Here is a 26,552-nt window from a genome sequence, read left to right as displayed (position 1 = left end):
TTTCACCGTACTAGCAGGATCTTGCCGATGTGTTCGCCGGAATCCAGCATGCGGTGCGCCTCGGCCGCGTCGCTCATCGGCACCCGCGCGTACACCACGGGACGCACCGCCCCCGCGCCGACCAGCGGCCAGACGTTGTCGGCGACGCTGCGGACGATGACGCCCTTCTCCTCGACGGGGCGGGCGCGCAGCGTGGTGCCGTGGACCGACGCCCGCTTGGTCAGCAGGACGCCGAGGTCGATCTCGGCCCTGGCGCCGCCCTGGAGGGCGATGATCACCAGCCGGCCGCCGGGGTTGAGCGCCTTGAGGTTGCCGGCCAGGTAGGAGCCGCCGATGATGTCGAGGATCACGTCGGCCCGCACCAGTTCCGAGAAGTCCTGCTCGCGGTAGTTGATGGTCTCGTCCGCGCCGAGCTCCCGCAGGCGCCGCAGCTTGGCCTCGCTCCCGGCCGTGGCCACCACCTGGGAGCCGAGCGCCTTGGCGAGCTGCACCGCGAACGTGCCGATCCCGCTCGCCCCGCCGTGGACCAGCAGCGTCTCGCCCTTGCGCAGCCGGGCCAGCATGAACACGTTGGACCACACCGTGCACGCCACCTCCGGCAGCGCCGCCGCGTCCACCAGCGGCACGCCCTCCGGCACCGGCATCACCTGCTCCCACGGCACGGCCACCCGCTCGGCGTAGCCGCCGCCGGCCAGCAGGGCGCACACCTGGTCGCCGGGCGCGAAGCCCGGCACACCCGCGCCGACCTCCGCCACCACGCCGGAGACCTCCAGCCCCGGGTACGGCGGGGCGCCGGGAGGCGGATCGTAGAAACCCTTGCGCTGCAGGACGTCGGCTCTGTTGACCCCGGCCGCGGCCACGTCGATGACGACCTGGCCCTGCTCGGCACGCGGGTCGGGCACCTCGCGCCACTCCAGGACCTCTGGGCCGCCCGGCCGGACGATCTCGATGGCTCGCATGGCACCACCGTAACCGGGCAAAGAAGTTGTGGGTTGGCTGCGACCATGGGAACACATGGCGTTAATCTTCAGAATATTTGCTGCCCCTTTACACCCACCCGAGGGGGAACACGGTGGCGAGACACGATCGCGAGGAATCGCTCGAGGAGCAGCTTGCCTGGCTCGACGCGATCAAGGAGACGGAGGAGGCGTCCGTCCCGGGCGGTTCCGCCGGCTCCGGTGACGAGCGGTCCGCCTCGCCGTACCCGCAGGACCCCTGGAGGTCGGTGACACCGCCGGAGGCGCCGCCGCAGCCGCTGTTCCGCGCCGCGGCCGGCTCGCTGTACGGCCCCGACCTGCCGTCCGGCGCGGGGGCCGGCGCGGACCAGGAGGCAGGGCGCGAGAGCGACGCCTCCACGCAGTGGCTGGAGCCGCCGTCGCCGTTCGGCCGCACGTCGCCCGGTTACGAGGAGACCTCCGGGTACGAGCAGACGTCGGGATACGAGCGGACGTCCGGGTATGAGCAGGCGTCCGGATACGACCGGTCCGGATACGGTGCGGAGCCCGTCGGGCGGCCCGGCGCGTTCGGCGAGGCGTCGGCCTTCGAGACGCCCGCGGCGCCGTTCGACGCGCAGCCACGGGACGTACGCGACGACCTGACGCAGGCCGGGCCCGACGCGTTCCTGGAGCCGCTCAAGCCGCTGCCCCGGGCCGACGACGCCGACACGTACCCCTCGCTGCCCGAGCCCCGGCCGGCGCGCGACGGCGACGACCCGGCGGCCGGCGGACGGTCGGCGGACGAGCGTGCCGGGTGGCCGGAGCCGCTGGAGTGGCCGCTGCCGCCGGAGCGCTTCAGCGCCTTCGACGCGCAGACGTCCGAGACCCATCCCTCCCTGACGCCTCCCTCCGCCGAGTCGGGCCCTTCCACGGGTTCCGCGGCTTCCCCGATGTCCGGCCTCGGCGAGACCTCAGGCCCTTCCGCGCCATCGGGCCCTTCGGCGACGTCCGGCCCTTCCGCGACGTCCGGCCCGTCCGAGGCGTCCGGCTCTGCCGAGACGCGGGCGCCCGAGGCGGGCTTCGCGGAGGCCCCTTCCGTCGCCGGCCACCCCTCCGAGGCGCGCGGCCGGGAAGAGGCGGGCGGCTCCGAGACGGCGCGCTCCGAGACGGCGGGCTCCGAGGCGGCGGGCGCGGCCGCCGATCAGGACTCCCCGGACGCGACCTCGCCCAATGTGCGGCCCCCGTCCGCGTGGGACCCCCGCCCGGTACCGCCGTCCGACACCCCGCTGTTCGCCCCCCGCCCGCCGGAGGGCCGCCCGTCGGAGGCTCGCCCGTCGGACGAGACGCACCAGTCCAGTGAGGTGCGTCCGTCCGGAGAGGTGCGTCCGCTGGGCGAGGGCCGTCCCGCCGACGAGGTACGCCCGTCGGACGACGCCCGGACCGCCGACAGCACAGGGCCCACCACCGACACACGGCCCACCACGGAGACGCGATCCGCCGCGGACGCACGTTCTGCCGCGGACGCACGTTCCGCCGAAAGCGCGACGACCGCCGCCGACGTGTGGTCCCTGGAGGACGCACACGCTCCCGAGGGCGGAGGAGTCGCCGACGACACCCGGCCCGCCCTGTCCCGCTTCCGTGACGAGCGCGCCCCATCCCGCCCCCGTGACGACGAGGCCGAGTCCGGCCACGCCGCGGGCCGCCTTCACGACGACGAGGACGGGCACACCGTCGATGTCAGGCCGCTCGCCCACCCGCCCGCGTTCGGCGCGCCGTCCGGCCGCCGGGCCGCGCAGGGCAGCGCACTGGACCGTCCCGAGCCGCCGGAGTACCCGGAACCGGCGCCGGACCGCTCCCGGCCGCCCGCGGCCTCTCAAACGCCTGCCGCCTCTCAGCCACCCACGGCCTCTCAGCCGCCCGTGCAGCGAGCCGAGCCGCCCGTGCAGCGAGCCGAGCCGCCCGTGCAGCGAGCCGAGCCGCCGGCGCCCAGGCCGCGCCGCCCCGCCCCCGTCCCGGTCTTCAGCGCGTCCCCGCGCCCGCCGGTCACCGGCAAGCCGACCGCCGAGAGCCTCGACCCCGAGACCCTGCTGCGGGGCCGCCGCAACGCCCCCTCCAAGGGCTGGCGGCGCCTGATCTACAAGGCGTCGGGCGGCTGGATCAAGCCGGGTGAGCCGCCGGAGGTGCGCCGCCGCCGCGAGCTGCTGTCCAGGGCCCGCACGCCGGTCGCCACGGGCCACCACCGCGTGGCCGTCCTCAGCCTGAAGGGCGGCGTCGGCAAGACGACGACCACGGTCGGCCTCGGCGCGACGCTCGCCTCGACGCGCGGCGACCGCGTCATCGCCGTGGACGCCAACCCCGACCGCGGCACCCTGTCCGACAAGCTGGTGCTGGAGACCTCGGCGACGGTCCGCGACCTGCTCAACGAGCGCGAGCAGGTCAAGAGGTACGTGGACATCAGGGCGTTCACCTCGCAGGCGCCCTCGCGGCTGGAGGTGCTGGCCTCCGACCGTGACCCGTCGGTGTCGGAGGCGTTCAGCGGCGCCGACTACCAGGCCGTCTCGCAGGTGCTGGAGAACTTCTACTCGATCTGCATCACCGACTGCGGCACCGGCCTGCTGCACTCGGCGATGGGCGGCGTGCTCGGCCTGGCCGACCAGATCGTGCTGGTCAGCTCGCCGTCGGTGGACGGCGCGCGGGCGGCGTCGGCGACGCTCGACTGGCTGGAGGCGCACCACTACGGCGACCTGGTGCGCAACGCCACCGTCGTGCTGTGCAGCGTCCGGCCGCGCACGAAGTCGGCGGTCGACATCAACAAGCTGGAGGCCCACTTCGCGGCCCGGTGCCGGGCGGTGATCCGCGTGCCGTACGACCCGCATCTGGAGGAGGGCGCGGAGATCGACCTGGACCGGCTGCAGGAGCCCACCCGCGACGCCTTCCTGCAGCTCGCGGCGTACGTGGGCGACGGTTTCGCCGGGACGAGGGAGGCGATGGCCGGCGCGCGCGACTAGGCCGCCCGAAGGCGGGAGGACCGAGCGGAGGGTGTGGGATTCGAACCCACGAGGCCATCGCTGACCTGGCCGCTTTCAAGGCGGCTGCACTCGTCCACTATGCGAACCCTCCAGTGCGCACACCACCTTAGCGGCTGCCGTGGCGCCGGGGTACCGGAGCGGCGGCTCCTACCGGTCGAGCTGTGACAGCAGCCACCTGGGGCCCACGGTGGTGGCGCCGAGGTCGGTGACGCGCTCCTTCAGGCCCCGGTCGGCGGTCACGACGAGCACCCGCTCCCACGGCCGCGCCCGGCGGACGACCTCCACGATGGCGTCGTCGCCGCTGCCCGTGGCCGCCACCACCTGGACGCCCGGAACGTCGGGCACCTCGCGGGCGCCGCCCTCGACGACGGCCACGATCCGCGGGTACCAGCGCTCCAGCACGGGGTGGGTCAGGCCGAGCCGTGACACGTCCTCCAGCAGGCGGGTGGCGGCGCCGAGCCGGTCCTTCCACCAGCCGTGCTGGGCGCGGGCGCCGACGATGTTGGCGACGTCGAGGACCAGCGTCTCGGGCCGCAGCTCCTCCTGGACCTCTCCCCAGGTCTCGGCGAAGCCGGGGTGCAGCCGCATCGCCGAGATCTCGGGCAGGCGCAGCCAGCGCAGCTCGACGCTCTCCCGGTTGGCGGGCACGGCGGGCAGCAGCTCGGACGCCTCGGCGATCACCGTCTCGAACGCCCACCCGCCGTGGTCGTCCACGTACACGCCCTTGACCCGCAGGGCGTCGCCGGGGACGGCCGCCTCCTCGCGGGCCTCGCGCAGCGCTCCGGCGACGGCGTCCTCGTGGCTGTCGAGCGCGCCGCCCGGCAGCCCCCACGTGCCGCCGTGGTGGCTCCACCACGAACGCTTCTGCATGAGCACGTACGGCACGCCGTGCGCGTCGTGGTGGACGGCCAGCAGCCCGGAGGCGCCGTGCAGCCCCCAGTGCCGGTGGCCCCGCCCGCACTCCGTCCACCCGTCGCCGTCGCCAGCCGCCATGGTCTTCGTTCCCCCTGTTCACGCCGCTCTCGTGGACCCCCAGGAACCCTCAGCCTAGGCGGACGCGGAGCCATCGGCCGCGGGGCGAGGTCATGTGTCCGTCAGCCGGGAGCGGCCGTGCTCGCGCGTACGACGAGGGTGGTGGGCAGCTCCACCCGGGCGGGGGCGTCGGCCGCCAGCAGGGCGGTCAGCGCGGCGGCGCCCAGGCCGTTCCAGGGCTGGCGGACCGTGGTCAGCGGGGGCGTGACGTGCGCCGCCGCCACGGAGTCGTCGAAGCCGACCACGCTGACGTCGGCGGGCACGCGGTGGCCGCGCTCGGCGAGCGCCTGCACCACCCCGGCGGCCATCGCGTCGGAGCAGGCGAACACGGCGGTCGGCGGGGCCGGCAGCCGGTCGAGCAGCTCGTGGGTGGCCCGCCGGGCGTCCTCGCTCCGGAAGTTGCCGCACGCCTCCCAGCGCGGGTCCGCGGGCAGCCCCGTGCCGGTCATGGCCTGCCGGTACCCGGCCAGCCGCTCGGCGGCGCAGGGCACGCCGGGACGGCCGGTGACGACGGCGATGCGCCGGTGGCCCAGGCCGATGAGGTGCTCGACGGCCGACCGGGCGCCGGCCTGGTTGGCGGAGACGACGACGGGCACGCCGGGCGGGGGATCGCGGCGCGGGTCCACGATCACCGCCGGGATCCCGCGGTCCTTGAGCCAGGAGCGCTGGGAGGCGGTCGGCGCGGTCCGCACGAGCAGGATGCCCGCGCTGTCGCGGGCGCTCATCCGGTCCAGCCAGGCGGCCGGCGGCTGGCCGTTCCTGGTGCGGCCGGTGGCGGCGGAGACGACGACGTCGACGCCCAGCCGCCAGGCCGCCGCCTCGACGCCGCCGAGGACCGCCAGCGCGTACGGCGAGTCCAGGCCCTGGAGCATGACGTCCACGAGGCTGCCGCGGCGCCGCTTGAGCCGCTGCCTGGGGTAGCCGCGGCGTTCCAGCACGTCGGCGACCAGACGGCGGGTGTGCGCGGAGACGTCGGACCGGCCGTTCAGAGCTTTGGAAACGGTTGCGACGGACACTCCGGCCTCGCGGGCGATGACTGCCAGCTTGGGCAACCGGGGTGGCGTGCTTTCGGCCGTCATGTCCCAACTGTGCCTGTAGCCTCGCGTCCAGGCCACCCCTGCGAGCGCGAAAATTTCGAGGTTCGGGCGTTTCCGCTGCTCGGCGCGGCGGGGGCGGTCGCGAGCCGTTGACGTCGCCCCGGCGCTCGCGCATCGTTCATGCAACCGGTTGCACCATTTTTTTGGCCCTGATCGACCCAGGAGACTTCCACCGTGGCGCCCCTCTACCGCAACCCCGTGCTCAACGCGGACTGGTCGGACCCCGACGTGATCCGCGTGGGCGACGACTTCTACCTGACCGCCTCCAGCTTCACCAAGGTGCCGGGGCTGCCGATCCTCCACTCCCGCGACCTCGTCAACTGGACGATCATCGGCCACGCCGTGACCCGGGGATACGACGACGTGCGACCCGGCTGCGGCGTGTGGGCTCCGTCACTGCGTCACCACGACGGCCGTTTCTGGATCTTCTACGGCGACCCCGACGTGGGGATCCACCAGGTGAGCGCCGTGGACCCCCGAGGCCCGTGGACCGAGCCGCACCTGGTCAAGCCCGGTCTCGGCCTCATCGACCCGTGCCCGCTGTGGGACGCGGACGGCCAGGCGTACCTCGTGCACGCCTGGGCCAGGAGCAGGGCGGGAGTGAGCAACCGGCTGACCCTGCACCGCATGTCGCCCGACGCCCGCGAGGTGCTCGACGAGGGCACCCTCGTCGTGGACGCCGACCTCCTGCCCGGCTACCGCACGCTGGAGGGGCCCAAGCTCTATCGGCACGACGGCCACTACTGGATCTTCGCCCCGGCCGGCGGCGTGGCGACCGGCTGGCAGTCGGTGTTCCGGTCCCGTTCGATCTTCGGCCCGTACGAGGACCGGATCGTGCTGGAGCAGGGCGGCACCGACGTGAACGGGCCGCACCAGGGCGGATGGGTGGACACGCCGTCCGGTGAGCACTGGTTCATGCACTTCCAGGACCGCGGCCCGTACGGGCGGGTCGTCCACCTCCAGCCCATGCGGTGGCGCGACGGCTGGCCGGTCATGGGCGCGAACGGCGTGCCGGTGCCGGGCGGCCCCGTGCCGGTGCCCGGCGGGCAGCCGGCCGCGCCGGCCACGTCCGACGACTTCGCCGGGCCCGGGCTCGGCCTGCAGTGGAGCTGGCAGGCCGAGCCCGACCCGTCCTGGTGGGAGCTGCGCGACGGGACGCTCCGGCTGACCTGCGTGCCCGGCCCCGCCGACCTGCGGGAACGCCCGGCCGTCCTCACGCAGCGGCTGCCCGGCGACCCCTGCACGGTGACCACGCGGGTCGTGCTCAAGGGCGCGGGCCGGGCCGGGCTGGCCGTCGTCGGCCACACCTCCGCGTCCGTGGCGGTCGAGCCGGCGCCGGACGGGTCCGCCGTCGTGCGCGCGGGCTCGGCCGAGGTGACCGTGCCCGGGGGGACGGCCGTCACCCTGGGCGCGCGCGTGAGCGAGGGCGCGGTGGTCACGTTCCTGGCCGACACCGGGGACGGTCCGCGCCCGCTCGGCGAGCCCTTCCACGCCACACAGGGCCGCTGGGTGGGGGCCGTGCTCGGCCTCTTCGCCGAGGGCGACGGGACGGGGCAGGCGATCTTCGAGGAATTCACCGTGCACATCGCAAGGTAGGCACCTCCGGTCAAGGCAGGCACCTCCGGTCAAGGCGGGCACCTCTGGTCAAGGCGGGCACCTCCGGTCAAGGAGCGCTCATGAGGTCCGTCCTCGCACTCGCGGCGGCGACACTGGTCGCCACCTCAGCCCTCACCGCCCCGGCCGCGGCGGCGGACACCGCCGCCCGGCGGGACCTCGTCGTGGCCGCCGACCGCCCCCAGCTCACCGCCGCCCAGGCGGCGACCTTCACCCCGCGGCGCTACCTCGCGGGAACGGACGGCTGGAACCCCCTGACATAAGATCGCGGACCGGCTGCAACCTTTCGCCCGCCGGGTGGCGTTGGCAACGGGCGAGAGGAGATCACCTTGGATCGTCACGACGGCTTCCGCGAGTTCGTGCTCGCCCGCCAGCAGGCGCTCATGCGCACCGCGTACCTGCTGACGGGCGACGCCCACCTCGCCGAGGACCTGCTGCAGAGCGTCCTGATGAAGGTGGTGCGGCAGTGGCACAAGCTGTCGAAGGACGGCAACCCCGAGGCGTACACCCGCAAGGCGCTGGTCAACCAGTACATCTCCTGGAAGCGGCGGCCCCGCCCCGAGGTGCCGAGCGGCGAGCCGCCCGAACGCGGCGTCTCGCACGACGACGCCACGCTCGACCGCATGGTGCTGCGCCAGGCCCTGGACAGGCTGGCGCCCAGACAGCGGGCCGTGATCGTGCTGCGCTTCCGTGAGGACCTCAGCGAGGCCCAGACGGCCGAGCTGCTCGGCTGCTCCGTCGGCACCGTCAAGAGCCAGACCCATCACGCGCTGGCCCGGCTGCGCGCCGTGGCGCCCGAGCTGGCGCACCTGCTGTCCGAACCGGAGATCGTGGAGGTGGCCCGATGACGCGGCTGCGGGAGACGCTGAACGACATCGCCGACGAGGCGCCCCTGGTGAACCTGGCCGACGTGGCCATCGCCGGCTACCGCAGGCGCCGCCGCTTCACCACGGGCGCGGCGGCCCTGGGCACGGCCCTGGTGCTGGCGGCGGCGACGGCCGCCACCACGGTTCCCTGGCAGCGCCAGCAGCCGGTCGCGTCCCAGGGCGCCGGCACGGTGCCGGACCTGCCGGCCGGGAAGGTCGGCCCGCTCGGTCACGCGTACCAGACGCGGTGCAAGACAGTCGGGCAGCACCTGAACTGCGACGATGTCGAGTGGCGGGTGGTCACCGCCGCCGGCGCCACGTACCGCCTGCCGCAGGCGCTCGCCTGGACCACCAAGGAGGGGAGGGCGCCGGTCTCGATCAGCCGGGACGGGCGCATGCTCGCCTACTACAGCCGACAGGCGCAGGCCCACGTGGTCCGTGACCTGATCATGGGCACCGAGGTGACCTCTCCCGTCACGATCAAGGAGGACCGGATCGGCATGGGCTCTATGCTGGTGGTCTCCGACGACGGCCGGTACGTGGCCTTCGACCCCCGCGAGGGCAGCAAGGACCCCGGAACCCTGATCGACATGCGCACGGGCAGGACGGTGCCGCTGAACGGCAAGTACGAGGTGGTCAGCGTCAGGGGCGGCGTCGCCGAGCTGGTCCGGTACGCCAGGACGGACCTGTGGCTGATGCCCGTCACCGGAGGCGGCGAGCCGGTGCGCTTCAAGGGGCCGTACATCATGTTCAACGAGGTGGGGCCCGACGGCCACACGGTGGTCGCCGTGCGCTGGGACCGGCGGAACCGTGACCTGGCGACCGGCACCGTGACCATGCTCGACGTCAGGACCGGACGGGTCGCGCGCAGGCTCCCCATCCGTGGCCTGCCGAAGGGCAAGTACGCCAGCCTCATGAGCACGGGTCCCTGGACGAGCGGGCACGAGTTCACGGTGGTGTACGCGACGAAGGGGAGCGTGGCCACGTACGCGGTGGACGCCGGTACCGGGCGCGCCCGGCGGCTGGCCGGCTACCAGGGAACCTTCGACGGACTGGTCCTGCCGGGCGTCGCCGAGCCCGTCCGATAGCGCGGGCCGCTCACCCTGAGGGGGGTGAGCGGCCGGAATCGCCGAGAGGCGACAAGGCTCGTCGTCGAGCCCCAGCCCACCACTGACCCGCGCTGAGTGGCCTCGGGAGCGGGCCGCGATCTCGGCGTCTCGTGGGAGCCGGGCCGTTTCGGTGCCGATGTCCCGGTTGATGCCCTTGGCGTACCACCTCATGGAGATCGGATCCGGATTGAGCGCAATGAGGAGCGACATCCGGTGCCCCGCGGCGCGACCTCGATCGTGACCGCGCCGGCCGCGTGCTGGGCGGCTTACGCCAGGGCATCGCCGGAACGGTCGCGTCGCAGCAGCGTGCGGAACATCAACCGGGTGCGCTGCCCGGACCGGATGCAGATCAGCCCGGCAAGACCCACCCGCCCATTCCCCTTGCCGGTGACCCTGACGGCGGCGAAGCTGCAAAGCGACAAATGGTATTTAAAGCCACAGCAACCGTTGGAGCGGAAGGCTTAATTCTGACAATCGGCACAGATTGACATCAAATAATCACTATGAGTGAAATTAGCCGACAAAACGATGCGAAACTATTGATCTACTTCTTTTCTGGCTTCTATGATCAAGGCGGCCACGAAGCCGTGCGACACACTCACGTCAGGGAGAGGGCTATGCTGCAAGTCATTGCAAAAACCGCCGACAGGCTGCTGTCCGCACTCGCCCCCAAGGTCGAGGCCGAGGCGGCCTGCATTTACCTCGGCCGATCCTGCAGCTCGGGGAGTTGCAACCAGGTGTGCTGTGACTACTACGACAACTGCCCTGCGAACAATTGTGAAACCAGGTGGATCTGCTAATCCGGGACTCCGTCATCGAGTTCGGTCGTCCTGGGGGTCACCTGGTGTCGAGTCTTTCGACGCCGAGGCGGGCAGCGAGGTCAATGTGCGGCGAAACGGGATAGGTATTGTTCCACGCCTTCCATGACGGTTCATGAGTCGGCCATGGGTCGGCTCATGAACTCGGCGTGGACGGACTTGATGTGAGGATGATGGTGTTCAGGGTTTCGCTCGCCGGCTTACGGCACTCGTGGCGGCGAGCGTTCTTTCTCGGTCTTGGAATCCTCGTAGCGAGCAGCAGTTTTCTGCTGCTGACGGCTGCCGTCCGGACAAGCCGGCTGGAAACTGTTGGCCTAGTGCAGGGAAATAGCCGGTCGGCCTACGATGTGCTGGTCCGACCGAGGGGATCTCAATCCGCGCTGGAGAGAAAGCGCGCGCTGGTTCAGGCTAATTACCTTTCTGGCATCTTCGGTGGCATCACGCTGGACCAATACCGCGCCCTGAAGCGTCTTCCGGGAATCGATGTCGCCGCGCCCGTCGCGAACCTCGGCTACATGCTGGTAGACGGTCGGCTCCGTATGGACGTCACACCGTTTCTCACCAAGGCGCCTCGCCAGCTTTTCCGGCTGAAGCCGACATATGTCGTCGGCTCCGGATTGCGCACCTATCCCGAGCAGAACCTCTATCTGTATGTCACTGAGAGTCCATTGCGCGAGGATCGCGGTATTCCGGCTCTCGAACCGAGCAGCCGCCTGGTCGAATCCGGAAAACACCAGGTCTGCTGGTACTTCAATCAGAACCCATCCGGAGGCGATGACAAGCCGACAGACCGCACGCTCAACCCGTTCGGGGTCCTCAGCCAGGCATCGTCGCCTTTCGACCCGAAAGTCCGGTCGACCATGACGTGCCAGTCGCTAAACGGGGACGGGAGGCCAGCGCGACCTATGGTGCTCGAGATTCCCGTGACCTATCCCGTTCTGCTCTCCGCCGTCGACCCGGAGCAGGAGGACCGGCTCGTCGGGCTGAGTACGGCGCGGGTCGCCGGCCGCGCCCTGACGGGGAACGACACGGTGAAGGCGACCGTCGACCCGGCCTTCCCCGACATCGTGGACCTGAAGGTACCCGTCCAGATGAGCGTCCGCCCGCCTGTCGACGGGACGATGACGGCCGAAGTGGAGAGGCTGGAGATCGGGAGCCCCGGCGCTGTCCCCGCGAAGCTCGGTTCACCGTCGGCCAGACGTTGGGCTGAGCACTTGACGGGCGAGGTGGTCGGCCGTCAGAAGGTGTCGATCACCCAAGGTTATCCAAGGATCGACGACTCGACCGCGCGGCAGTGGCGAAGTCAGTACTGGACCGTAGGACCCGTCTCCTACCGGGAGAGTGGTCAGAAGCTGACGCTCACCACACAGGCGGCACAAAACCCCGCCATCTGGTCCGTCGGTGAGATCGACAAAATCTGGGAGACCGCGGTCCCCGTCGAGAACACCGGTGTGCAGGCCCGAACCGTGACGCGGAACGGACACGCCAGCGACTCTGGCGCGCGACGGTGGAAGGACACCAAAGGTATTCCGTTCCCCCATGTGGAACTGGTCGGCGCCTTCGATCCGCAACGGCTGAAGGGCTTCTCGTCGCTGACCAAGGTGCCGTTGGAGACTTACCGCTCTCCCGACGTCGACGGCGCGGATGCGGCGAGCCGGAAGGCATTGGGAGACCGGCCGCTAAGCCCGGACCGCAATCTCGGTGGCTACCTGGCCCAGCCGCCCGGCCTGCTGACCACACTCGCCGCGATCGACGCGTTCACCAAGACACGCGTGGACAGGAACACCCTCCAGGAGCGAGCTCCGATCAGCGCCATCCGGATCCGCGTGGCGGACGTGAACGGTGTCGACGAGCTGTCAAGAGCACGGGTCAACGCGGTGGCGACGAAGATACGCCGAGCCTTCCCCGACCTGGACGTCGATGTCACGATGGGTAGCTCGCCCGCGCCGCAGACGGTGGAACTGCCCCCCGGCGTCGCGGTTGACGGAACGGCGATCCGGGTGAACGAGTACTGGGTGAAGAAGGGGGTGGCGCTCCAGCTCGTCAGTTCCGTCGACCGCAAGAGCCTCATGCTCAACCTCCTGGTGCTGACTGTGTGCGCGCTCTTCCTGGCCCAGGCGGCGTTCGCCTCGGTTCGAGCGCGGCGCCAGGAGATCGCCACCCTGCGCTGCCTGGGGTGGAGCAAGGGACGGGTCTTTTTGCTGATCTCCTCCGAACTGGTCGTCGTGGCATCCATCGCCGGCGTCGCCGGCGCAGCCCTGTCTCCCCTCATCGGTGCTGTCTTCGGTGTCGAGCCGTCATGGAAGCGGTCGGTTTCGGTCGTCCCGCTGGCATGGGGCCTCGCGGTGCTGGCCGGGGCCTTCCCCGCGTGGCGGGCGGCGCGCATGACGCCGATCGAGGCTCTCACCCCGCCGGTGTCGCCCTCGGGATCGGGACGGAGCATTGGTTCCGTCGCGGGCCTGGCGATGGCCAACCTTCGACGGGTACCGGGCCGTACCGCGATGGGCGCACTGGGCCTGGCCCTCGGGGTGGCCGCGGTCACGATCCTGTTGGCCATCACGTTCGCCTTCCGCGGGGAGGTCATCGGCTCGATGCTCGGCGACGCCGTCGTCGCGCAGGCGAGGACCGTCGACTACATCGCGATCGTCTTGACGGTCCTTCTGGGCGCGGCGGGGGCGTTGGACCTTTTGCTGATCAGCCTTCGCGAGCGGGCCGGCGAACTGGCCGCGCTACGGGCCCTGGGGTGGAGCCGTGGCGATCTGGTGCGGCTGGCTTCGCTGGAAGGTGCGGGCATCGGTGCCTTCGGCGGGGTGCTGGGAGCGATTGCGGGGGTCCTGGTCGTGTGGTCGTTCAGCGGAGCAGTACCCGGGGACGCGCTCGTCGTCGCGGGCGTGTCCGGGATCGCAGGCTTCGTCTTGCTGATGGTCATGCTGGCGCTTCCGGTGTGGCGATTCGCGGGGCTGGAACCGGCGGTTGCGCTCTCTGGAGAGTGAAGTGAACGGGTGGAACGAGGGAAACCGTGATGAAACAGGCGCCGATGACAGGTCGGATCGAGCTACGCCAGGTGACGAAGGTGTACCGGCGTGGCACAGACCAGGAGGTTCGCGCGCTGGACGCGGTCGACGTGAAGATAGACCCGGGATCATCGGTCGCCGTGACCGGACCTTCAGGAGCGGGAAAGTCCACGATGCTCCACCTGATCGGTGCGATGGACCGCCCCGACAGCGGCGAGGTAGAGGTGGACGGCGAACGGCTGGAATTGATGCGGGACCGGCAGTTGGATGACTACCGCCGCAGGATCGGTTTCGTGTTTCAGAGATTCCATCTTCTGCCCGCGCTCACGGCCCTGGACAACGTGCTCGCACCCGTCATCACCGACCGCCGACGGGCCAAGGCAGCCAGAGCAAGGGCCACGGACCTGCTCCGGCTTGTCGGGCTGCGGGATAGGGCTGCCTCGCTTCCCTCCCAGCTGTCCGGCGGTCAGATGCAGCGCGTCGCCATCGCCCGAGCCCTGATCGGAGCCCCTCGGTTGCTGCTCGCCGACGAGCCCACCGGCAATCTCGACAGTGACACGGGCAAGGAGATTCTGGAGCTGCTGCTTTCCCTGTGTGAGTCCGAGAACATGACCCTGGTCATGGTCACGCACAACGACGAAGTCGCAGCCGCCTGCCAGCGGACCATCGTGTTGCGCGACGGCAGGATCACCTCTGACACCCGTGGATCCGGTGGCTAGCTTTCGCGATTCTTCGAAGTCCTGGTTCAGTCCGCGTTGGAATCGAATAATCCCTGAGGCGGTACGTGGTGCCCTATCTCGTCGTTGCCGTTGCCCTGGTCGGCGTCCTCTGCCTGCTGAACCTCCTGCTTCTGTTCGGGGTGATCCGTCGGCTGCGGGAGCAGTCGTCGATGCTCGAACCGCCTTCACTGACGCTGCCCGTGGGGGGAGCCGTCGGTGACTTCTCCGCCGTCACCACGACGAGAGAAACGGTGTCCATGGATTCACTGGGAGACGGCACCCTGGTCGGCTTTTTCTCATCCACGTGCCAACCGTGCCATGAGAAGCTTCCCGAGTTCGTGGCGTTCGCCGAGACCACCGCGGCGCGCTCCCTGGCAGTGGTGGCCACCGCACCCGACGAGGGAGCCGAGATGATCTCCGCGCTGGAGTCGGTGGCAGACGTCGTGGTGGTCGAGTCGCTCGGCAGCCCCGTAGCCAAGGCGTTCGATGTTCGAGGCACACCGGCTTTCGTAACGGTCGAGAGAGGCAAGGTGTCGGCGACGGGGCTGCCGGCCAGTCATTTGCGGGCCTGACTCATGTCGACGCGCATCTCTGTCCGCGGCTCGTCGTCCTGGTTGAAGGGAGTCCTGTCGGCCACGGGCCTGGCGTGGAAGGCCGGCCCGGATTCTGTGACCCTCCTGACGCTGCTCACCGTTATGGCGGCTGTGCTCCCCGTGGGCATGGCCTGGCTGACGAAGATGACGATCGACAGCATCGTTGTCGGTGATGACGTGATTCCGCTGGCCGTCGCTCTGGCCGTCGCTGGGTTGCTGTACGGGCTGGTACCGAATGCCAACCGCTTTCTGCGGGCGGAGTTGGAGCGCGCCACGGGTGTGCTGGCTCAGGGGCGGTTGTACACGGCAGTCAACGCTCTCCCCGGTCTGGCTCGTTTCGAGGATCCTGCTTTCCTGGACCGGCTACGGCTGGCAAGCCAGTTCGGAGGGCGGACCCCCGCCCAGTTACTGGACGGCACCTTGGGCCTGTTCGGAGGAGTTCTCACGATCAGCGGCCTCCTCGGCTCCTTGTTCACCCTCTACCCACTTCTCGCGGGAGTGGCGCTGACTGGGACCGTGCCGATGCTCATCGCGGAGATCGCTCTGGCCCGTCGTCGAGCGGCTCTGATGTGGGGACTGGAGCCGGCGCAGCGGCGGGAGTTCTTCTACGGTCAGCTGTTGTCGGATGCCGAGGCCGCGAAGGAGGTCCGCCTGTTCGGGCTAGGGGCTTTCCTGCGTGACCGTATGCTGTCCGAACGGAGGCAGGCCGACGTTCAGCGGCGCCGTCTGGACCGTCGTGAACTTCTCGTGCAGAGCGTCCTCGCGGCGCTGGCGGCTGCTATTTCCGGTGCTGGAGTGGTATTCGTCGTGGCCGCGACCACGGCCGGCGGTCTCGGCGTAGGAGACGTTTCGATGTTCCTACTCGCGATGACTGGCGTGCAAAGCGGGGTGGCCGGTCTGGTCGCGCAAGCGGCCGGTGCTCACCAGCAGTTGCTTCTGTTCCGGCATTTCCAGGACGTGGAGACGGTCGAGCCGGATCTCGCTGCTCCCGAGCGTCTCACTGTCACCCTTCCGCTGCAGACCGCTATAGAATTGCGCGACGTCTGGTTTCGATACAGCCCAGAACACCCGTGGATCCTGCGCGGAGTGAACCTTGTCATTCCTCGCGGCAAGGCGGTCGCACTGATAGGACGAAACGGTTCAGGGAAGAGCACCATCGTGAAGCTTCTCTGTCGATTCTACGATCCGGAGCGGGGTAGCGTTTTCTGGGACGGTACGGATATTCGGATGCTGGACCCAGCAGAACTACGGAAGCGCATCGGGGCTGTCTTCCAAGATTTCATGGCCTACCACCTCTCCGCTGCCGAGAACATCGGATTGGGTGACCTATCGCTGATGGCGGACCAGGAGCGCATAGAGGAGGCCGCCAGGCGCGCGGGCGTGCACGACGAGCTGAGCGCTCTGCCTCGCGGCTACGACACATTGCTCACGAGAATATTCGCCGATAACGCGGACAAGGACGACCCCACCACAGGTGTTTTCCTCTCCGGAGGCCAGTGGCAGCGGGTCGCACTCGCTCGCGCGATGCTCGGCGAGGATCACGACTTGCTCATTCTCGATGAACCCAGTTCGGGCTTGGACGCGGAGGCTGAGCACGAGATCCACGTGATGTTGAAGGAACATCGGCGCGGCAGGACGAGCCTGCTGATCTCCCACCGGCTGGGTGCGGTCAGAGACGCCGACTCCCTGGTCGTGCTGGACGGCGGGCAGGTCGTCGAGCAGGGCACTCACGACGAGCTCATGAGGAAGGGCGGGGTCTACACACGCCTCTTCACGCTTCAGGCGTCTCGTTACCAAGGAGAACAGATGGAGGTCGGCTGATGTGGACGTGGATCGCGGCCGGAGGCGTCGTGGTCGTGGCCACCGCGCTGTTGACCATCCGGCTGCACCTGCTCATCGCCTCTGTGAGCGGGCCGAGCATGCTTCCCGCGTACAAGGACGGGGACAGGTTGCTCGCCGTGCGTCTACGCCGTCCGGCTCGGTTCGTCGTGGGAGAGGTCGTAGTGCTGCGCAATCCACGGCTCGCCGGGATACGAGGATCGTCCAGGACACCTCTTCTGGTGAAGAGGATCGCGGCGGTCGCGGGTGAGGCCGTCCCAGTGGGGATTCCCGGCGATGTGGTCCCACGAGAGCATGTGGTGGTCCTCGGGGACAACCGTGAGCAGAGTCTCGATTCTCGGCACCTCGGGGTCATTCCGGTCGATCACATCGTCGCTCGCGTTGTTGGCCGGCTGGATCGCTGATGGGCTACGTCTGCTACCGCAGGCCTGGATGTGGAGTCGGAGTACTGGCGATTGTTGCTGTCCGGCGTGGGAACGGCCGAGGCGCGTCGAGCCACTTCCGGTCCTCGGCCACGCCCTTTCGCTTCACTCGTGATCAAGTGCTCAGGGCAGGGACCGTTGCGAAGCCGTCGGCGAGATCGGCCATGGAGGAGACGGCCACCGCGTCGGGGGGAGCGGCGAGGTGCTTGCGGGGGCCACGCTTGTTGACCACTCCGAGAGAGCGGATCCCGGCGAGCCTGGCCACGAGCGTGGACTCCGGGCTCAGGGTGACCAGGGCGCAGTCGGCGGGCTTGGCGTCGAGCGCGTGCGCGGCCTTCTTCAGGAGGGTCTCGCCCGTCCGGTCGCCGGCGGGCAGTGGGAAGAGGCTCTCGCGGCCGACGACCGCTCCGACGAACTGCCGGAGGCCGTGCAGGTCCAGGTAGGTTTCCATCGCGTGGGAGGAGGTGTCGCCGACCACCGCGATGCCTCTGCCGCTGGCGTGGCAGGCGTGCAGCGCTTCGCGCACTCCTGGTACGGGCATGGCCGTGCGTGCGGCCGCGATCTCGGCGTCGCGCACGAGCCGGGCCGCTTCGGTGCCGATGTCGCGGTTCACGTCCTGGGCGTACCACATCCTGGCGATCGGGTCCAGGTTGAGGGTGACGAGGAACGGCATCCGGTGCCCCGAGGCGAGGAGCCGGTCATGGATCTCCCAAGCGATCGGTGCCGGGTCCATCTGGTGAGAGAGGCCACAGACCGCGTCGTCGAAGACGAAGAGGGCGGCACGGGTCTGCTCCAGGACTCGGGCGACATGGGGTCGGGGCGTCCTGACTGTCAACCGGACTCCTCACCGAGTCATGCCGCGATGCACCGGATCGGGTTTCCGGCCGCCTGTGTACTGGAAGGTATCGCAAGCACCTCCGGCGATACCTTCCAGGCGCAGGGCACAACGAGGGCACACGAGGGTGTGAGGCGACCGGAGAAGCCGAGAAACGGTGAGTGACCGCACCGCAGGTCAACGGCTGGGTCGCGGCATCGCCCCAGCTCTCAACGCCCGCTGCGGGAGAAGTGCTGGTAGTCCTTGGTGCCGGACCAGGAGCCGCCCCAGCCCCAGCCCACCGAGGCGAACGCGCGCACCACGCGGTCGCCCGGGTTGATGACGCCCTCCCCGCGCATCGGCCGGTGGGCGTACTTCTTGGCGTTGGCGTGGGCGGTGCCGCCGGAGGCCGTCACGTACGGGTTCTCGCGCGGGTTGAGGTCCACGGCCTCCCCGTACGCGTGGTTGGACCAGTTGCTCGAACCCGTGGCGGCGCGGCAGTTGAAGGCCGAGGTGTTGTCGGCGTCGATGGAGTCGTAGTCGTCGCCCTTGTAGACGTCCACGAGCCGCATCTGCCTGATCGGGTAACGCATGGCGTACAGCTTCTTGAAGACGGTCACGACGTCGTCGGTGACGGTCTTGCGCACGACCAGCTCGCCGGTGTGGGCGCGGTCGTCGAAGCCCCAGTACGTCATCGTGATCAGGCGCAGGTCCCGGTAGGAGACCGGGCAGCCGGGACGCCAGGAGTACGGCAGGCGCTTGCGGGCGATCGGGGTGACCTTGGCGGTGAACGGCGGCGGACCGGTTCTCGTGGGTGACGGGGTGGGTGCCGGTGTGGTGGCGCCCGCCCCGCTGGCCGAGGACGTGGGAGCGGCCGGCGGGCTCTGCGTGGACGGAGCCGCCGAGGACCCGGCCGGGGCCTGCTGGCCGCCGCCGCACGACAGGGACGCGAGCACCACGAACGCCATGGTGGCAGCACCTTTCATCTGGCCACCCTACGCGAAGCCGGTCAGGAGCCCCACTCGGGAGACGACGGCCCGGCGGGAAACAGGCAATCCCCTACCAGGTGACCGCAAACCGGTATTGACATCCGCATTCCGCACCCGCACTCTGTTGCGTATAGCGCTAGACGTTGCTCTTTGTGAAACCGGGGTGTGCCACGATGATCCCAGCGTGCCCTCTCGCGTCACTGCCGCGAGGCGAGGCCCTCCGCCTCGACGTCGATCCGCCCATCGCCGTCTTCCACACCGACGACGGTGAGATCTTCGCGATCGACGACACCTGCACCCACCAGGACGCCTCGCTGGCGGACGGCTGGCTGGAGGGCTGCGAGGTCGAGTGCCCGCTGCACGCCTCGCGCTTCGACCTGCGGACCGGGCAGGTGGACGCTCCGCCCGCCAAGCGGCCGGTCCGCACCCACGAGGTCGTGGTCGAGGACGACACCATCTACGTCGTGCCGTCGGACGCGCCGCCCAACCTCCCGCCCGGCGTCACCCTGAAGGGGCAGGCGTGAACACGGTCTGCGTGGTCGGCGCCTCGCTCGCCGGGCTGCTCACCGCCCGCGCCCTGCGCAGCCAGGGCTACGGCGGACGGCTCGTCGTCATCGGCGAGGAGCCGCACCGGCCCTACGACCGCCCCCCGCTGTCCAAGGACTTCCTCAAGGGCGCCATCGGCGAGGCCGACCTGGCCCTGGAGGGCGAGGACGAGGAGCCGGGCATCGAATGGCGGCTCGGCGTGGCCGCCACCCGCCTCGACGCGACCGCCCGCCGCCTCACGCTGAGCGACGGCACCTCCCTCGCGGCCGACGGCGTCGTCATCGCGACCGGCGCGTCCGCGCGCACGCTGCCCGGCACCGAGGGGCTGGCCGGGGTGCACACGCTGCGCACCCTGGACGACGCCCGCGCCCTGCGCGCCGACCTCGGGACCGCCAGGCGGCTGGTGGTGATCGGCGGCGGCTTCATCGGCGCCGAGGTCGCCGCCACCGCCCGCGAGCTCGGCCTCGACGTCACGCTCGTCGAGTCGGGTCCGGCGCCGCTGGCCGGCGTCATCGGCCTCACGATGGCGCAGGCCCTGGCCGGCCTGCACGAGCAGCGCGGCGTCCGGCTGGTCCGCGGCGTCCAGGTGACGGAGGTGACCGGCGCGGACCGCGCCGACGGCGTGCGGCTGTCGGACGGCACGCACCTGCCCACCGACGTCGTGGTCGCCGGGATCGGGGCCGTGCCCAACATCGCCTGGCTGCGCGGCAGCGGGCTGGAGCTGGGCGACGGCGTGCTCTGCGACGAGGGCGGCGGCACCTCCGTCCCCGGCGTCGTGGCCGTCGGCGACTGCGCGGCCTGGTGGGACCCGGCACGTGGCAGCCACCACCGGATCGAGCACTGGACCGGCGCCCGCCAGCGGTCCGTCGTCGCGGCGGCGAGCCTGCTGTCCGGCGGCACCGCCCGCCCCGAGCCGGCGCGGCCCGCCTACTTCTGGTCCGACCAGTTCGACGTGAAGATCCAGTTCATCGGGCACGCCCGCGACGCGGACACGGTGACCGTGGAGGAGGGCGACCCGGCGGGCGGCAGCTTCCTGGCCGTCTACCGGCGGGGAGACCGTCCGGTGGCGGTGCTGGGCGTCAACCAGGTCCGGCTGTTCACCCGCTGGCGCCGCCACTTGGAGACCGCGCCGGTGCAGGCCGGCTGAGACAGGAGTGAAGCATGGCTCATGAAGTACGCGGAGTGGTCGCGACGGGCAAGGGCAAGCCGGTCAGCCTGGAGACGATCCTGGTGCCGGACCCGGGTCCGGGCGAGGCGCTGGTCAAGGTGCAGGCGTGCGGCGTCTGCCACACCGACCTGCACTACCGCGAGGGCGGCATCAACGACGACTTCCCGTTCCTGCTCGGCCACGAGGCGGCCGGCGTGGTGGAGGCCGTCGGCCCGGACGTCACCGAGGTCGCGCCCGGCGACTTCGTCGTCCTCAACTGGCGGGCGGTCTGCGGGTCGTGCCGCGCCTGTCTCAGGGGGCGCCCGCAGTACTGCTTCGCCACCCACAACGCCACCCAGAAGATGACGCTCCTGGACGGCACGCCGCTCAGCCCGGCGCTGGGCATCGGCGCGTTCGCGGACAAGACGCTGGTGGCGGCGGGGCAGTGCACCAAGGTCGATCCGGCGGCCTCCCCGGCCGCCGCGGGCCTGCTCGGGTGCGGCGTGATGGCCGGTCTCGGCGCGGCCGTGAACACCGGCGCGGTCGGCCGCGGCGACTCGGTCGCGGTTATCGGCTGCGGCGGCGTCGGCAACGCGGCGGTCGCCGGGGCGCGGCTGGCCGGCGCCACCACGATCATCGCCGTCGACGTGGACGACCGGAAGCTGGAGTGGGCGCGCGGCTTCGGCGCCACGCACACCGTGAACGCCAAGGAGAGCGACCCCGTCGAGCGGATCAGGGAGCTCACCGGCGGGTTCGGCGCGGACGTGGTAATCGACGCCGTCGGGCGTCCCGAGACGTACAAGCAGGCGTTCTACGCCCGCGACCTGGCCGGGACGGTCGTGCTCGTCGGCGTGCCGACGCCGGAGATGACGCTGGAGCTGCCGCTGCTGGACGTCTTCGGCCGCGGCGGCGCCCTGAAGTCGAGCTGGTACGGCGACTGCCTGCCCAGCCGCGACTTCCCCATGCTGGTCTCCCTCTTCCTGCAGGGGCGCTTCGAGCTGGACGCCTTCGTCACCGAGACCATCGGCCTGGAGGACGTCGAGGAGGCGTTCGCCAAGATGCACCACGGCGAGGTGCTGCGGTCGGTGGTGGTGCTCTGATGATCGACCACATCATCACGAAGGGGACGTTCTCCCTCGACGGCGGCACCTGGGACGTCGACAACAACGTCTGGCTGATCGGCGACGACGACCAGGTGCTCGTCATCGACGCGGCCCACGACGCCGACGCGATCGAGCGGGCCGTGGCCGGCCGGCGCGTGGCCGGGATCGTGTGCACGCACGCCCACGATGACCACGTGAGCGCCGCGCCCGAGCTGGCCGCGCGCACCGGCGCCCCCGTGCTGCTGCACCCGGACGACGAGGTGCTGTGGAAGCTCGCGCACCCGTCGGCGACGCCCGACCGGGCGCTGGCCAACGGGCAGATCCTGCGGGTCGGCGACCTGGCCGTGCATGTCCTGCACACCCCGGGGCACGCTCCGGGAGCGGTCTGCCTGTACGTGCCCGAGCTCGGCGCGCTGTTCTCCGGCGACACCCTGTTCCAGGGCGGGCCGGGGGCCACCGGCCGGTCGTACAGCGACTTCCCGACGATCATCGCGTCGATCAGCGGGACCCTGCTCACCCTCCCCGCCGAGACGGTGGTGCACACCGGCCACGGCGACGACACCACCATCGGAGCCGAGGCTCCCCATCTCGAGGACTGGATCCGCCGAGGACACTGACCCGGCCCGTACCAGAGGAGTACTCCCGTGACCGCCTCAACATCCACGACCTCCAGCGTGATCCCCACCCTGCCGGGCCGCTACTACACCGATCCGGAGCTCTTCGCGCTGGAGCAGAAGAACATCTTCGAGGCGATGTGGTTCTGCGTGGTGCGCTCGTCCGACCTGCCCAAGCCGGGCTCGTTCAAGACGGTGCAGGTCGGCACCGAGAACTTGATCATCAGCCGGGCGCGGGACGGGTCGGTCCGCGCCTTCTACAACGTGTGCCGGCACCGCGGCGCGACCCTCTGCACGGAGGAGTCGGGCGAGGTGAAGCGCGCCTTCCAGTGTCCGTACCACGCGTGGACCTACGACCTGGACGGCAAGCTGATCGCGGCGCCCAACCTGAGCAAGATGGCCGACCTGGACCGGGTGAAGTACGGGCTGGTCAAGGCGCACGTGCGGGAGTGGCTCGGCTACGTGTGGGTGTGCCTGGCCGAGAACCCGCCGTCGTTCGAGCGGGACGTGCAGGGCGCGGTGGCGGAGCGGCTGGGCTCCGTGGAGCTGATCGACAACTACGGCATGGCCGAGCTGGAGGTGGGCCGGCGCGTCGTCTACGACGTCAAGGCCAACTGGAAGCTCATCGTCGAGAACTTCATGGAGTGCTACCACTGCGCCACGATCCACCCTGAGCTGACCGAGGTGCTGCCGGAGTTCGCCGACGGCTACGCCGCGCAGTACTTCGTGGGCCACGGAGCCGAGTTCGGCGAGCAGATCGAGGGCTTCACCGTGGACGGCTCGGCCGGGCTGGACCGCATCCCGGGGGTGAGCGAGGACCAGGACCGCCGCTACTACGCGATCACCATCAAGCCGCAGGTGTTCATCAACCTGGTGCCCGACCACGTCATCCTGCACCGGATGTTCCCCCTCGCGGTGGACCGCACGGTGGTGGAGTGCGACTGGCTGTACCTGCCCGACGTCGTGGCGAGCGGCAAGGACCTCGACAAGTCCGTCGAGCTCTTCCACCGGGTCAACGTGCAGGACTTCGACGCCTGCGAGCGCTGCCAGCCGGCGATGAACTCGCGCACGTACGCGGAGGGCGGCGTGCTCGTCCCCAGCGAGCACCACATCGGCGCCTTCCACGAGTGGGTCCAGGACCGGATCGGCTAGCGGTGAGCGCAGAGGACGAGGAGGAACCGCGCGTCCGCCCGCCCAAGGACTGGGCGGGCGGGCTGCCCGCGGTGGGGCACGCGATGCGGATCGCCCACCGCCAGATGGGCGCCGCCCGCTCCGTGCGGACGCTGGCGCTGGTCAACCAGAAGAACGGCTTCGACTGCCCCGGCTGCGCCTGGCCGGAGGGCGAGCACCGCAGCCCCGCGGAGTTCTGCGAGAACGGCGCGAAGGCCGTCGCCGAGGAGGCCACCACGCGCCGGGTCGGGCCGGAGTTCTTCGCCGCCCACCCGGTGGACGACCTGGCGACCCGCACCGACTACTGGCTCGGCCAGCAGGGACGGCTGACCGAGCCGATGCACAAGCCGCCCGGCTCCGACCGCTACGTGCCGATCGGCTGGGCGCGGGCGTTCGAGATCGTCGCCAGGGAGCTGCGCGCCCTGGACAGCCCTGACGAGGCCGTCTTCTACACCTCGGGCCGCACCTCGAACGAGGCGGCCTTCGCGTACCAGTTGCTCGTGCGCCGGCTGGGCACCAACAACCTGCCGGACTGCTCGAACATGTGCCACGAGTCCAGCGGCTCGGCGCTGACCGAGACGCTGGGCATCGGCAAGGGCACGGTGTCGCTGGACGACCTGCACCGCGCCGAGCTGATCCTCGTGGTGGGGCAGAACCCCGGCACGAACCACCCCCGCATGCTGACCGCGCTGGAGCGGGCCAAGCGCGGCGGGGCGCGGATCATCGCCGTCAACCCGCTGCCCGAGGCGGGCCTGCTGCGCTTCAAGAATCCGCAGCGCCCCTCGGGGCTGGGCGGCGGCACCGCGCTGGCCGACCGTTTCCTGCAGATCCGCCTCAACGGGGACATGGCGCTGTTCCAGGCGCTGTCCCTGCTGCTGCTCGACACCGCCGACCGGCGCTTCATCGACGAGCACACGTACGGGTTCGAGGCGTGGGAGAAGCACCTGCGCGACCTCGACTGGGAGAAGGTCCTGGCGGCGACCGGCCTGTCGCGGGCGGAACTGGAGGAGACGGCCCAGGACGTGCGGGCGGCCGGCTCGGTCGTCGTCTGCTGGGCCATGGGCCTGACGCAGCACCGCAACTCGGTGGCGACGATCAGGGAGGTGGTCAACTTCCTGCTGCTGCGCGGCAACGTCGGCCGCCCCGGCGCGGGCGTGTGCCCGGTGCGCGGCCACTCCAACGTGCAGGGCGACCGGACCATGGGCATCTACGAGAAGCCCTCGGCCGCCTTCCTCGACGCGCTGGGCGGGGAGTTCGGCTTCGAGCCGCCGCGCCGCCACGGCCTCGACACGGTGGACGCGATCCGCGCCATGCGCGACGGGTCGGTCAAGGTCTTCTTCGGCATGGGCGGCAACTTCGTCAGGGCGACGCCCGACAGCGACGTGACGGAGGCGGCGCTGCGCCGTACCCGGCTGACGGTGCAGGTGTCCACCAAGCTGAACCGCTCGCACGCGGTGTGCGGCGAGGAGGCGCTCATCCTGCCGGTGCTGGGACGCACCGAGCGCGACGAGGCCGGCTACGTCACCGTCGAGGACTCCATGGGGCTCGTCCACACCTCCCGGGGCAGGCTGAAACCCGCCTCGCCGCACCTGCTCTCGGAGGTGTCGGTCGTCTGCCGGCTGGCGCGCGAGCTGTTCGGCGCGGACCCGCACGTGCCATGGGCGGAGTTCGAGCGCGACTACGGCGCGATCAGGGACCGCATCGCGCGGGTCGTGCCCGGCTTCGAGGACTTCAACGCGCGGGCGCCCGGCGGGTTCGCCCTGCCCAACGCGCCGAGGGACGAGCGCCGCTTCCCGACGGCCACGGGCCGGGCCAACTTCACCGTCAACGAGCTGGAGGTGCTGGACGTGCCTCCCGGGCGGCTACTGCTCCAGACGGTCCGCAGCCACGACCAGTACAACACCACGGTCTACGGGCTCGACGACCGCTACCGCGGGGTCAAGGCGGGCCGCCGGGTGGTCTTCGTGCACCCCGGCGACCTGGCCGAGCGCGACCTGGCCGACGGCGACCTGGTGGACCTGGTCAGCGAGTGGCCCGACGGCGAGCGCACGGCCCCGGGGTTCAGGGTGATCGCCTATCCCACGGCCCGCGGCTGCTGCGCTGCCTACTTCCCGGAGACGAACGTGCTGGTGCCGCTCGACTCGGTGGCCGAGACGTCCAACACCCCGACCTCGAAGAGCGTGGTGATCCGGCTGGTGCGGGCTAGCCCGCGTAGCCCAGCCGGCGGCTGATCTCCTCGGCCCCGGCGACGAGGACGGGGGCCAGCTCCCGCATGCGCTCGCCGCTGAAGCGGTAGGCGGGCCCGGACGCGCTGACCGCGGCGACGACCTCGCCGTGGTAGGCGCGGATGGGCGCGGCCATGGCGTTCAGGCCGTCCTCCAGCTCCTCCAGGGTGTAGGCGCAGCCCGTCGCGCGGACCTCGGCGAGCTGCTCCTGGAGCTTGTCGACGTCGGTGACGGTCCGCGGCGTGAGGCTCTCCAGGTGGGCGCCCGACAGCAGCCGGGCGCGCTCGTTGTCGGCGAGGTAGGCGAGGAGCACCTTGCCGCTGGAGGTGGCGTGCAGCGGGGTGATCTGGCCGACCCAGTTGTACGCGGTGACGGCCGACGGGCCGCGGACCTGGTCGAGGTTGACCGCGTAGGCTGAGCGCAGCACGGCGATGTTGACCGTCTCGCCGATCTCCTCGGCCAGGCGGTGGCAGACGGGCCGGGCGCGCTGGGTGACGTCCATCTGCGTGCTGACCCCGCCGGCCAGGCGGATGATGCCGAAGCCGAGGCGGTACTTGCCCCGGTCCTCGGCCTGCTCGACCAGGCCGCGCGCCTCCAGCGCGCCGAGCAGCCGGAACGCCGTCGACTTGTGCACGTCGATCTCGGCCGCGACCTCGCTCACTCCCGCCTCGCCCCGGCGGGAGAGGATCTCCAGGACGCTGATCGCCCTGTCGACCGACTGCACACCGCCACTGCCCGACTCGTTGCTCATAGCGAAACTGTAAGTGCTTTGAGGAACTTCCGTCGATCGCAGCACGAAAAGATCTCTTGTTGCGACTAGTGAAACGCAGTGCGTATGGCGCTACGATTTGGTGAAA

Annotated in this window: 22 protein-coding genes and 1 tRNA gene; 16 read left to right on the top strand and 7 right to left on the bottom strand. The window is 70.7% G+C overall.

What is annotated here, in order from left to right:
- Nucleotides 1–2: 2 nt before the first annotated feature.
- Complete coding sequence (locus HT134_RS30165) at nt 3–959, bottom strand: NAD(P)H-quinone oxidoreductase (protein WP_175603882.1); 957 nt, start codon at nt 957–959, stop codon at nt 3–5.
- 113 nt (nt 960–1,072) lie between these two features.
- On the opposite strand from HT134_RS30165, the gene HT134_RS30160 reads away from it, so the two are divergent.
- The gene (locus tag HT134_RS30160) at nt 1,073–3,943 is read left to right on the top strand and encodes a nucleotide-binding protein (protein ID WP_312888550.1); all 2,871 of its coding nucleotides are present in this window, start codon (nt 1,073–1,075) and stop codon (nt 3,941–3,943) included.
- Between the two features lie 25 nt (nt 3,944–3,968).
- On the opposite strand, the gene HT134_RS30155 is transcribed toward HT134_RS30160, so the two are convergent.
- From HT134_RS30155 to HT134_RS30145, 3 genes are all read right to left on the bottom strand, one after another.
- Nucleotides 3,969–4,055, bottom strand: a tRNA-Ser gene (locus HT134_RS30155).
- Between the two features lie 56 nt (nt 4,056–4,111).
- The gene (locus HT134_RS30150) at nt 4,112–4,957 is read right to left on the bottom strand and encodes an NUDIX hydrolase (protein ID WP_175603881.1); all 846 of its coding nucleotides are present in this window, start codon (nt 4,955–4,957) and stop codon (nt 4,112–4,114) included.
- Between the two features lie 101 nt (nt 4,958–5,058).
- Nucleotides 5,059–6,075 (bottom strand): LacI family DNA-binding transcriptional regulator, encoded by a 1,017-nt coding sequence (locus HT134_RS30145; RefSeq protein WP_175603880.1) that lies wholly within the window; start codon nt 6,073–6,075, stop codon nt 5,059–5,061.
- 192 nt (nt 6,076–6,267) lie between these two features.
- Here HT134_RS30145 and HT134_RS47825 point away from each other — a divergent pair, with 192 nt between their 5' ends.
- The 9 genes from HT134_RS47825 to HT134_RS30100 all read left to right on the top strand — a co-directional run bounded on the left by HT134_RS47825 (nt 6,268) and on the right by HT134_RS30100 (nt 17,069).
- Complete coding sequence (locus tag HT134_RS47825; RefSeq protein ID WP_175603879.1) at nt 6,268–7,689, top strand: glycoside hydrolase family 43 protein; 1,422 nt, start codon at nt 6,268–6,270, stop codon at nt 7,687–7,689.
- An 80-nt stretch (nt 7,690–7,769) separates the two neighbouring features.
- The gene (locus HT134_RS30135; RefSeq protein ID WP_175603852.1) at nt 7,770–7,970 is read left to right on the top strand and encodes a hypothetical protein; all 201 of its coding nucleotides are present in this window, start codon (nt 7,770–7,772) and stop codon (nt 7,968–7,970) included.
- A gap of 66 nt (nt 7,971–8,036) precedes the next feature.
- Nucleotides 8,037–8,555 carry a SigE family RNA polymerase sigma factor gene (locus tag HT134_RS30130; RefSeq protein ID WP_175603878.1) on the top strand — a complete coding sequence of 173 codons (519 nt, stop codon included), beginning with the start codon at nt 8,037–8,039 and terminating at the stop codon, nt 8,553–8,555.
- Nucleotides 8,552–9,661 (top strand): hypothetical protein, encoded by a 1,110-nt coding sequence (locus tag HT134_RS30125; protein WP_175603877.1) that lies wholly within the window; start codon nt 8,552–8,554, stop codon nt 9,659–9,661. The genes HT134_RS30130 and HT134_RS30125 overlap by 4 nt, the downstream gene beginning before the upstream one ends.
- Nucleotides 9,662–10,670: 1,009 nt before the next feature.
- Complete coding sequence (locus HT134_RS30120; RefSeq protein ID WP_175603876.1) at nt 10,671–13,493, top strand: ABC transporter permease; 2,823 nt, start codon at nt 10,671–10,673, stop codon at nt 13,491–13,493.
- Between the two features lie 29 nt (nt 13,494–13,522).
- Nucleotides 13,523–14,233: an ABC transporter ATP-binding protein gene (locus HT134_RS30115; RefSeq protein ID WP_175604170.1), complete on the top strand. Its 711-nt coding sequence runs from the start codon at nt 13,523–13,525 to the stop codon at nt 14,231–14,233.
- Between the two features lie 68 nt (nt 14,234–14,301).
- Entirely contained in the window at nt 14,302–14,805 is a 504-nt protein-coding gene (locus HT134_RS46105) for a TlpA disulfide reductase family protein (protein WP_175603875.1), read from the top strand.
- A gap of 3 nt (nt 14,806–14,808) precedes the next feature.
- Nucleotides 14,809–16,647, top strand: a complete 1,839-nt coding sequence (locus tag HT134_RS30105; protein ID WP_175603874.1) for an ABC transporter ATP-binding protein — start codon at nt 14,809–14,811, stop codon at nt 16,645–16,647.
- Nucleotides 16,647–17,069: a S26 family signal peptidase gene (locus HT134_RS30100; RefSeq protein ID WP_175603873.1), complete on the top strand. Its 423-nt coding sequence runs from the start codon at nt 16,647–16,649 to the stop codon at nt 17,067–17,069. The genes HT134_RS30105 and HT134_RS30100 overlap by 1 nt, the downstream gene beginning before the upstream one ends.
- Before the next feature lie 133 nt (nt 17,070–17,202).
- On the opposite strand, the gene HT134_RS30095 is transcribed toward HT134_RS30100, so the two are convergent.
- Both HT134_RS30095 and HT134_RS30090 read right to left on the bottom strand, forming a co-directional pair.
- A complete protein-coding gene (locus HT134_RS30095) occupies nt 17,203–17,820 on the bottom strand; it encodes an HAD family hydrolase (protein WP_175603872.1) in 618 nt (205 codons plus the stop codon).
- 311 nt (nt 17,821–18,131) lie between these two features.
- On the bottom strand, nt 18,132–18,887 hold the full coding sequence (locus HT134_RS30090; protein WP_246365884.1) for a M15 family metallopeptidase: 756 nt from the start codon (nt 18,885–18,887) through the stop codon (nt 18,132–18,134).
- Between the two features lie 176 nt (nt 18,888–19,063).
- Here HT134_RS30090 and HT134_RS30085 point away from each other — a divergent pair, with 176 nt between their 5' ends.
- The 6 genes from HT134_RS30085 to HT134_RS30060 are packed head-to-tail and all read left to right on the top strand — an operon-like array spanning nt 19,064 to nt 25,701.
- Nucleotides 19,064–19,414 (top strand): bifunctional 3-phenylpropionate/cinnamic acid dioxygenase ferredoxin subunit, encoded by a 351-nt coding sequence (locus HT134_RS30085; RefSeq protein ID WP_175603871.1) that lies wholly within the window; start codon nt 19,064–19,066, stop codon nt 19,412–19,414.
- Nucleotides 19,411–20,583 (top strand): NAD(P)/FAD-dependent oxidoreductase, encoded by a 1,173-nt coding sequence (locus tag HT134_RS30080; protein WP_175603870.1) that lies wholly within the window; start codon nt 19,411–19,413, stop codon nt 20,581–20,583. Before HT134_RS30085 ends, HT134_RS30080 begins: the two co-directional genes overlap by 4 nt.
- A gap of 14 nt (nt 20,584–20,597) precedes the next feature.
- Nucleotides 20,598–21,683, top strand: coding sequence for an S-(hydroxymethyl)mycothiol dehydrogenase (locus HT134_RS30075; protein ID WP_175603869.1), 1,086 nt, complete (start codon nt 20,598–20,600; stop codon nt 21,681–21,683).
- Nucleotides 21,683–22,303, top strand: coding sequence for an MBL fold metallo-hydrolase (locus HT134_RS30070; RefSeq protein ID WP_175603868.1), 621 nt, complete (start codon nt 21,683–21,685; stop codon nt 22,301–22,303). The genes HT134_RS30075 and HT134_RS30070 overlap by 1 nt, the downstream gene beginning before the upstream one ends.
- Nucleotides 22,304–22,330: 27 nt before the next feature.
- Nucleotides 22,331–23,452: an aromatic ring-hydroxylating oxygenase subunit alpha gene (locus HT134_RS30065; RefSeq protein WP_175603867.1), complete on the top strand. Its 1,122-nt coding sequence runs from the start codon at nt 22,331–22,333 to the stop codon at nt 23,450–23,452.
- A 2-nt stretch (nt 23,453–23,454) separates the two neighbouring features.
- The gene (locus tag HT134_RS30060) at nt 23,455–25,701 is read left to right on the top strand and encodes an FdhF/YdeP family oxidoreductase (RefSeq protein ID WP_175603866.1); all 2,247 of its coding nucleotides are present in this window, start codon (nt 23,455–23,457) and stop codon (nt 25,699–25,701) included.
- On the opposite strand, the gene HT134_RS30055 is transcribed toward HT134_RS30060, so the two are convergent.
- Nucleotides 25,673–26,446, bottom strand: a complete 774-nt coding sequence (locus HT134_RS30055) for an IclR family transcriptional regulator (protein WP_217708567.1) — start codon at nt 26,444–26,446, stop codon at nt 25,673–25,675. The genes HT134_RS30060 and HT134_RS30055 overlap by 29 nt on opposite strands.
- Between the last annotated feature and the right edge of the window lie 106 nt (nt 26,447–26,552).

It is taken from the genome of Nonomuraea rhodomycinica (assembly GCF_013363995.1).
Classification (GTDB): domain Bacteria; phylum Actinomycetota; class Actinomycetes; order Streptosporangiales; family Streptosporangiaceae; genus Nonomuraea; species Nonomuraea rhodomycinica.
This window is presented reverse-complemented; position numbering and strand designations above follow the sequence as displayed.

Coding starts and splice junctions, on each gene's coding strand:
- HT134_RS30165 (WP_175603882.1), bottom strand. CDS start 959: ATGCGAGCCATCGAGATCGTCCGGCCGGGCGGCCCAGAGGTCCTGGAG.
- HT134_RS30150 (WP_175603881.1), bottom strand. CDS start 4,957: ATGGCGGCTGGCGACGGCGACGGGTGGACGGAGTGCGGGCGGGGCCAC.
- HT134_RS30145 (WP_175603880.1), bottom strand. CDS start 6,075: ATGACGGCCGAAAGCACGCCACCCCGGTTGCCCAAGCTGGCAGTCATC.
- HT134_RS30135 (WP_175603852.1), top strand. CDS start 7,770: ATGAGGTCCGTCCTCGCACTCGCGGCGGCGACACTGGTCGCCACCTCA.
- HT134_RS30125 (WP_175603877.1), top strand. CDS start 8,552: ATGACGCGGCTGCGGGAGACGCTGAACGACATCGCCGACGAGGCGCCC.
- HT134_RS30120 (WP_175603876.1), top strand. CDS start 10,671: ATGATGGTGTTCAGGGTTTCGCTCGCCGGCTTACGGCACTCGTGGCGG.
- HT134_RS30115 (WP_175604170.1), top strand. CDS start 13,523: ATGAAACAGGCGCCGATGACAGGTCGGATCGAGCTACGCCAGGTGACG.
- HT134_RS30105 (WP_175603874.1), top strand. CDS start 14,809: ATGTCGACGCGCATCTCTGTCCGCGGCTCGTCGTCCTGGTTGAAGGGA.
- HT134_RS30100 (WP_175603873.1), top strand. CDS start 16,647: ATGTGGACGTGGATCGCGGCCGGAGGCGTCGTGGTCGTGGCCACCGCG.
- HT134_RS30095 (WP_175603872.1), bottom strand. CDS start 17,820: ATGGACCCGGCACCGATCGCTTGGGAGATCCATGACCGGCTCCTCGCC.
- HT134_RS30090 (WP_246365884.1), bottom strand. CDS start 18,887: ATGAAAGGTGCTGCCACCATGGCGTTCGTGGTGCTCGCGTCCCTGTCG.
- HT134_RS30085 (WP_175603871.1), top strand. CDS start 19,064: ATGATCCCAGCGTGCCCTCTCGCGTCACTGCCGCGAGGCGAGGCCCTC.
- HT134_RS30075 (WP_175603869.1), top strand. CDS start 20,598: ATGGCTCATGAAGTACGCGGAGTGGTCGCGACGGGCAAGGGCAAGCCG.
- HT134_RS30070 (WP_175603868.1), top strand. CDS start 21,683: ATGATCGACCACATCATCACGAAGGGGACGTTCTCCCTCGACGGCGGC.
- HT134_RS30055 (WP_217708567.1), bottom strand. CDS start 26,446: ATGAGCAACGAGTCGGGCAGTGGCGGTGTGCAGTCGGTCGACAGGGCG.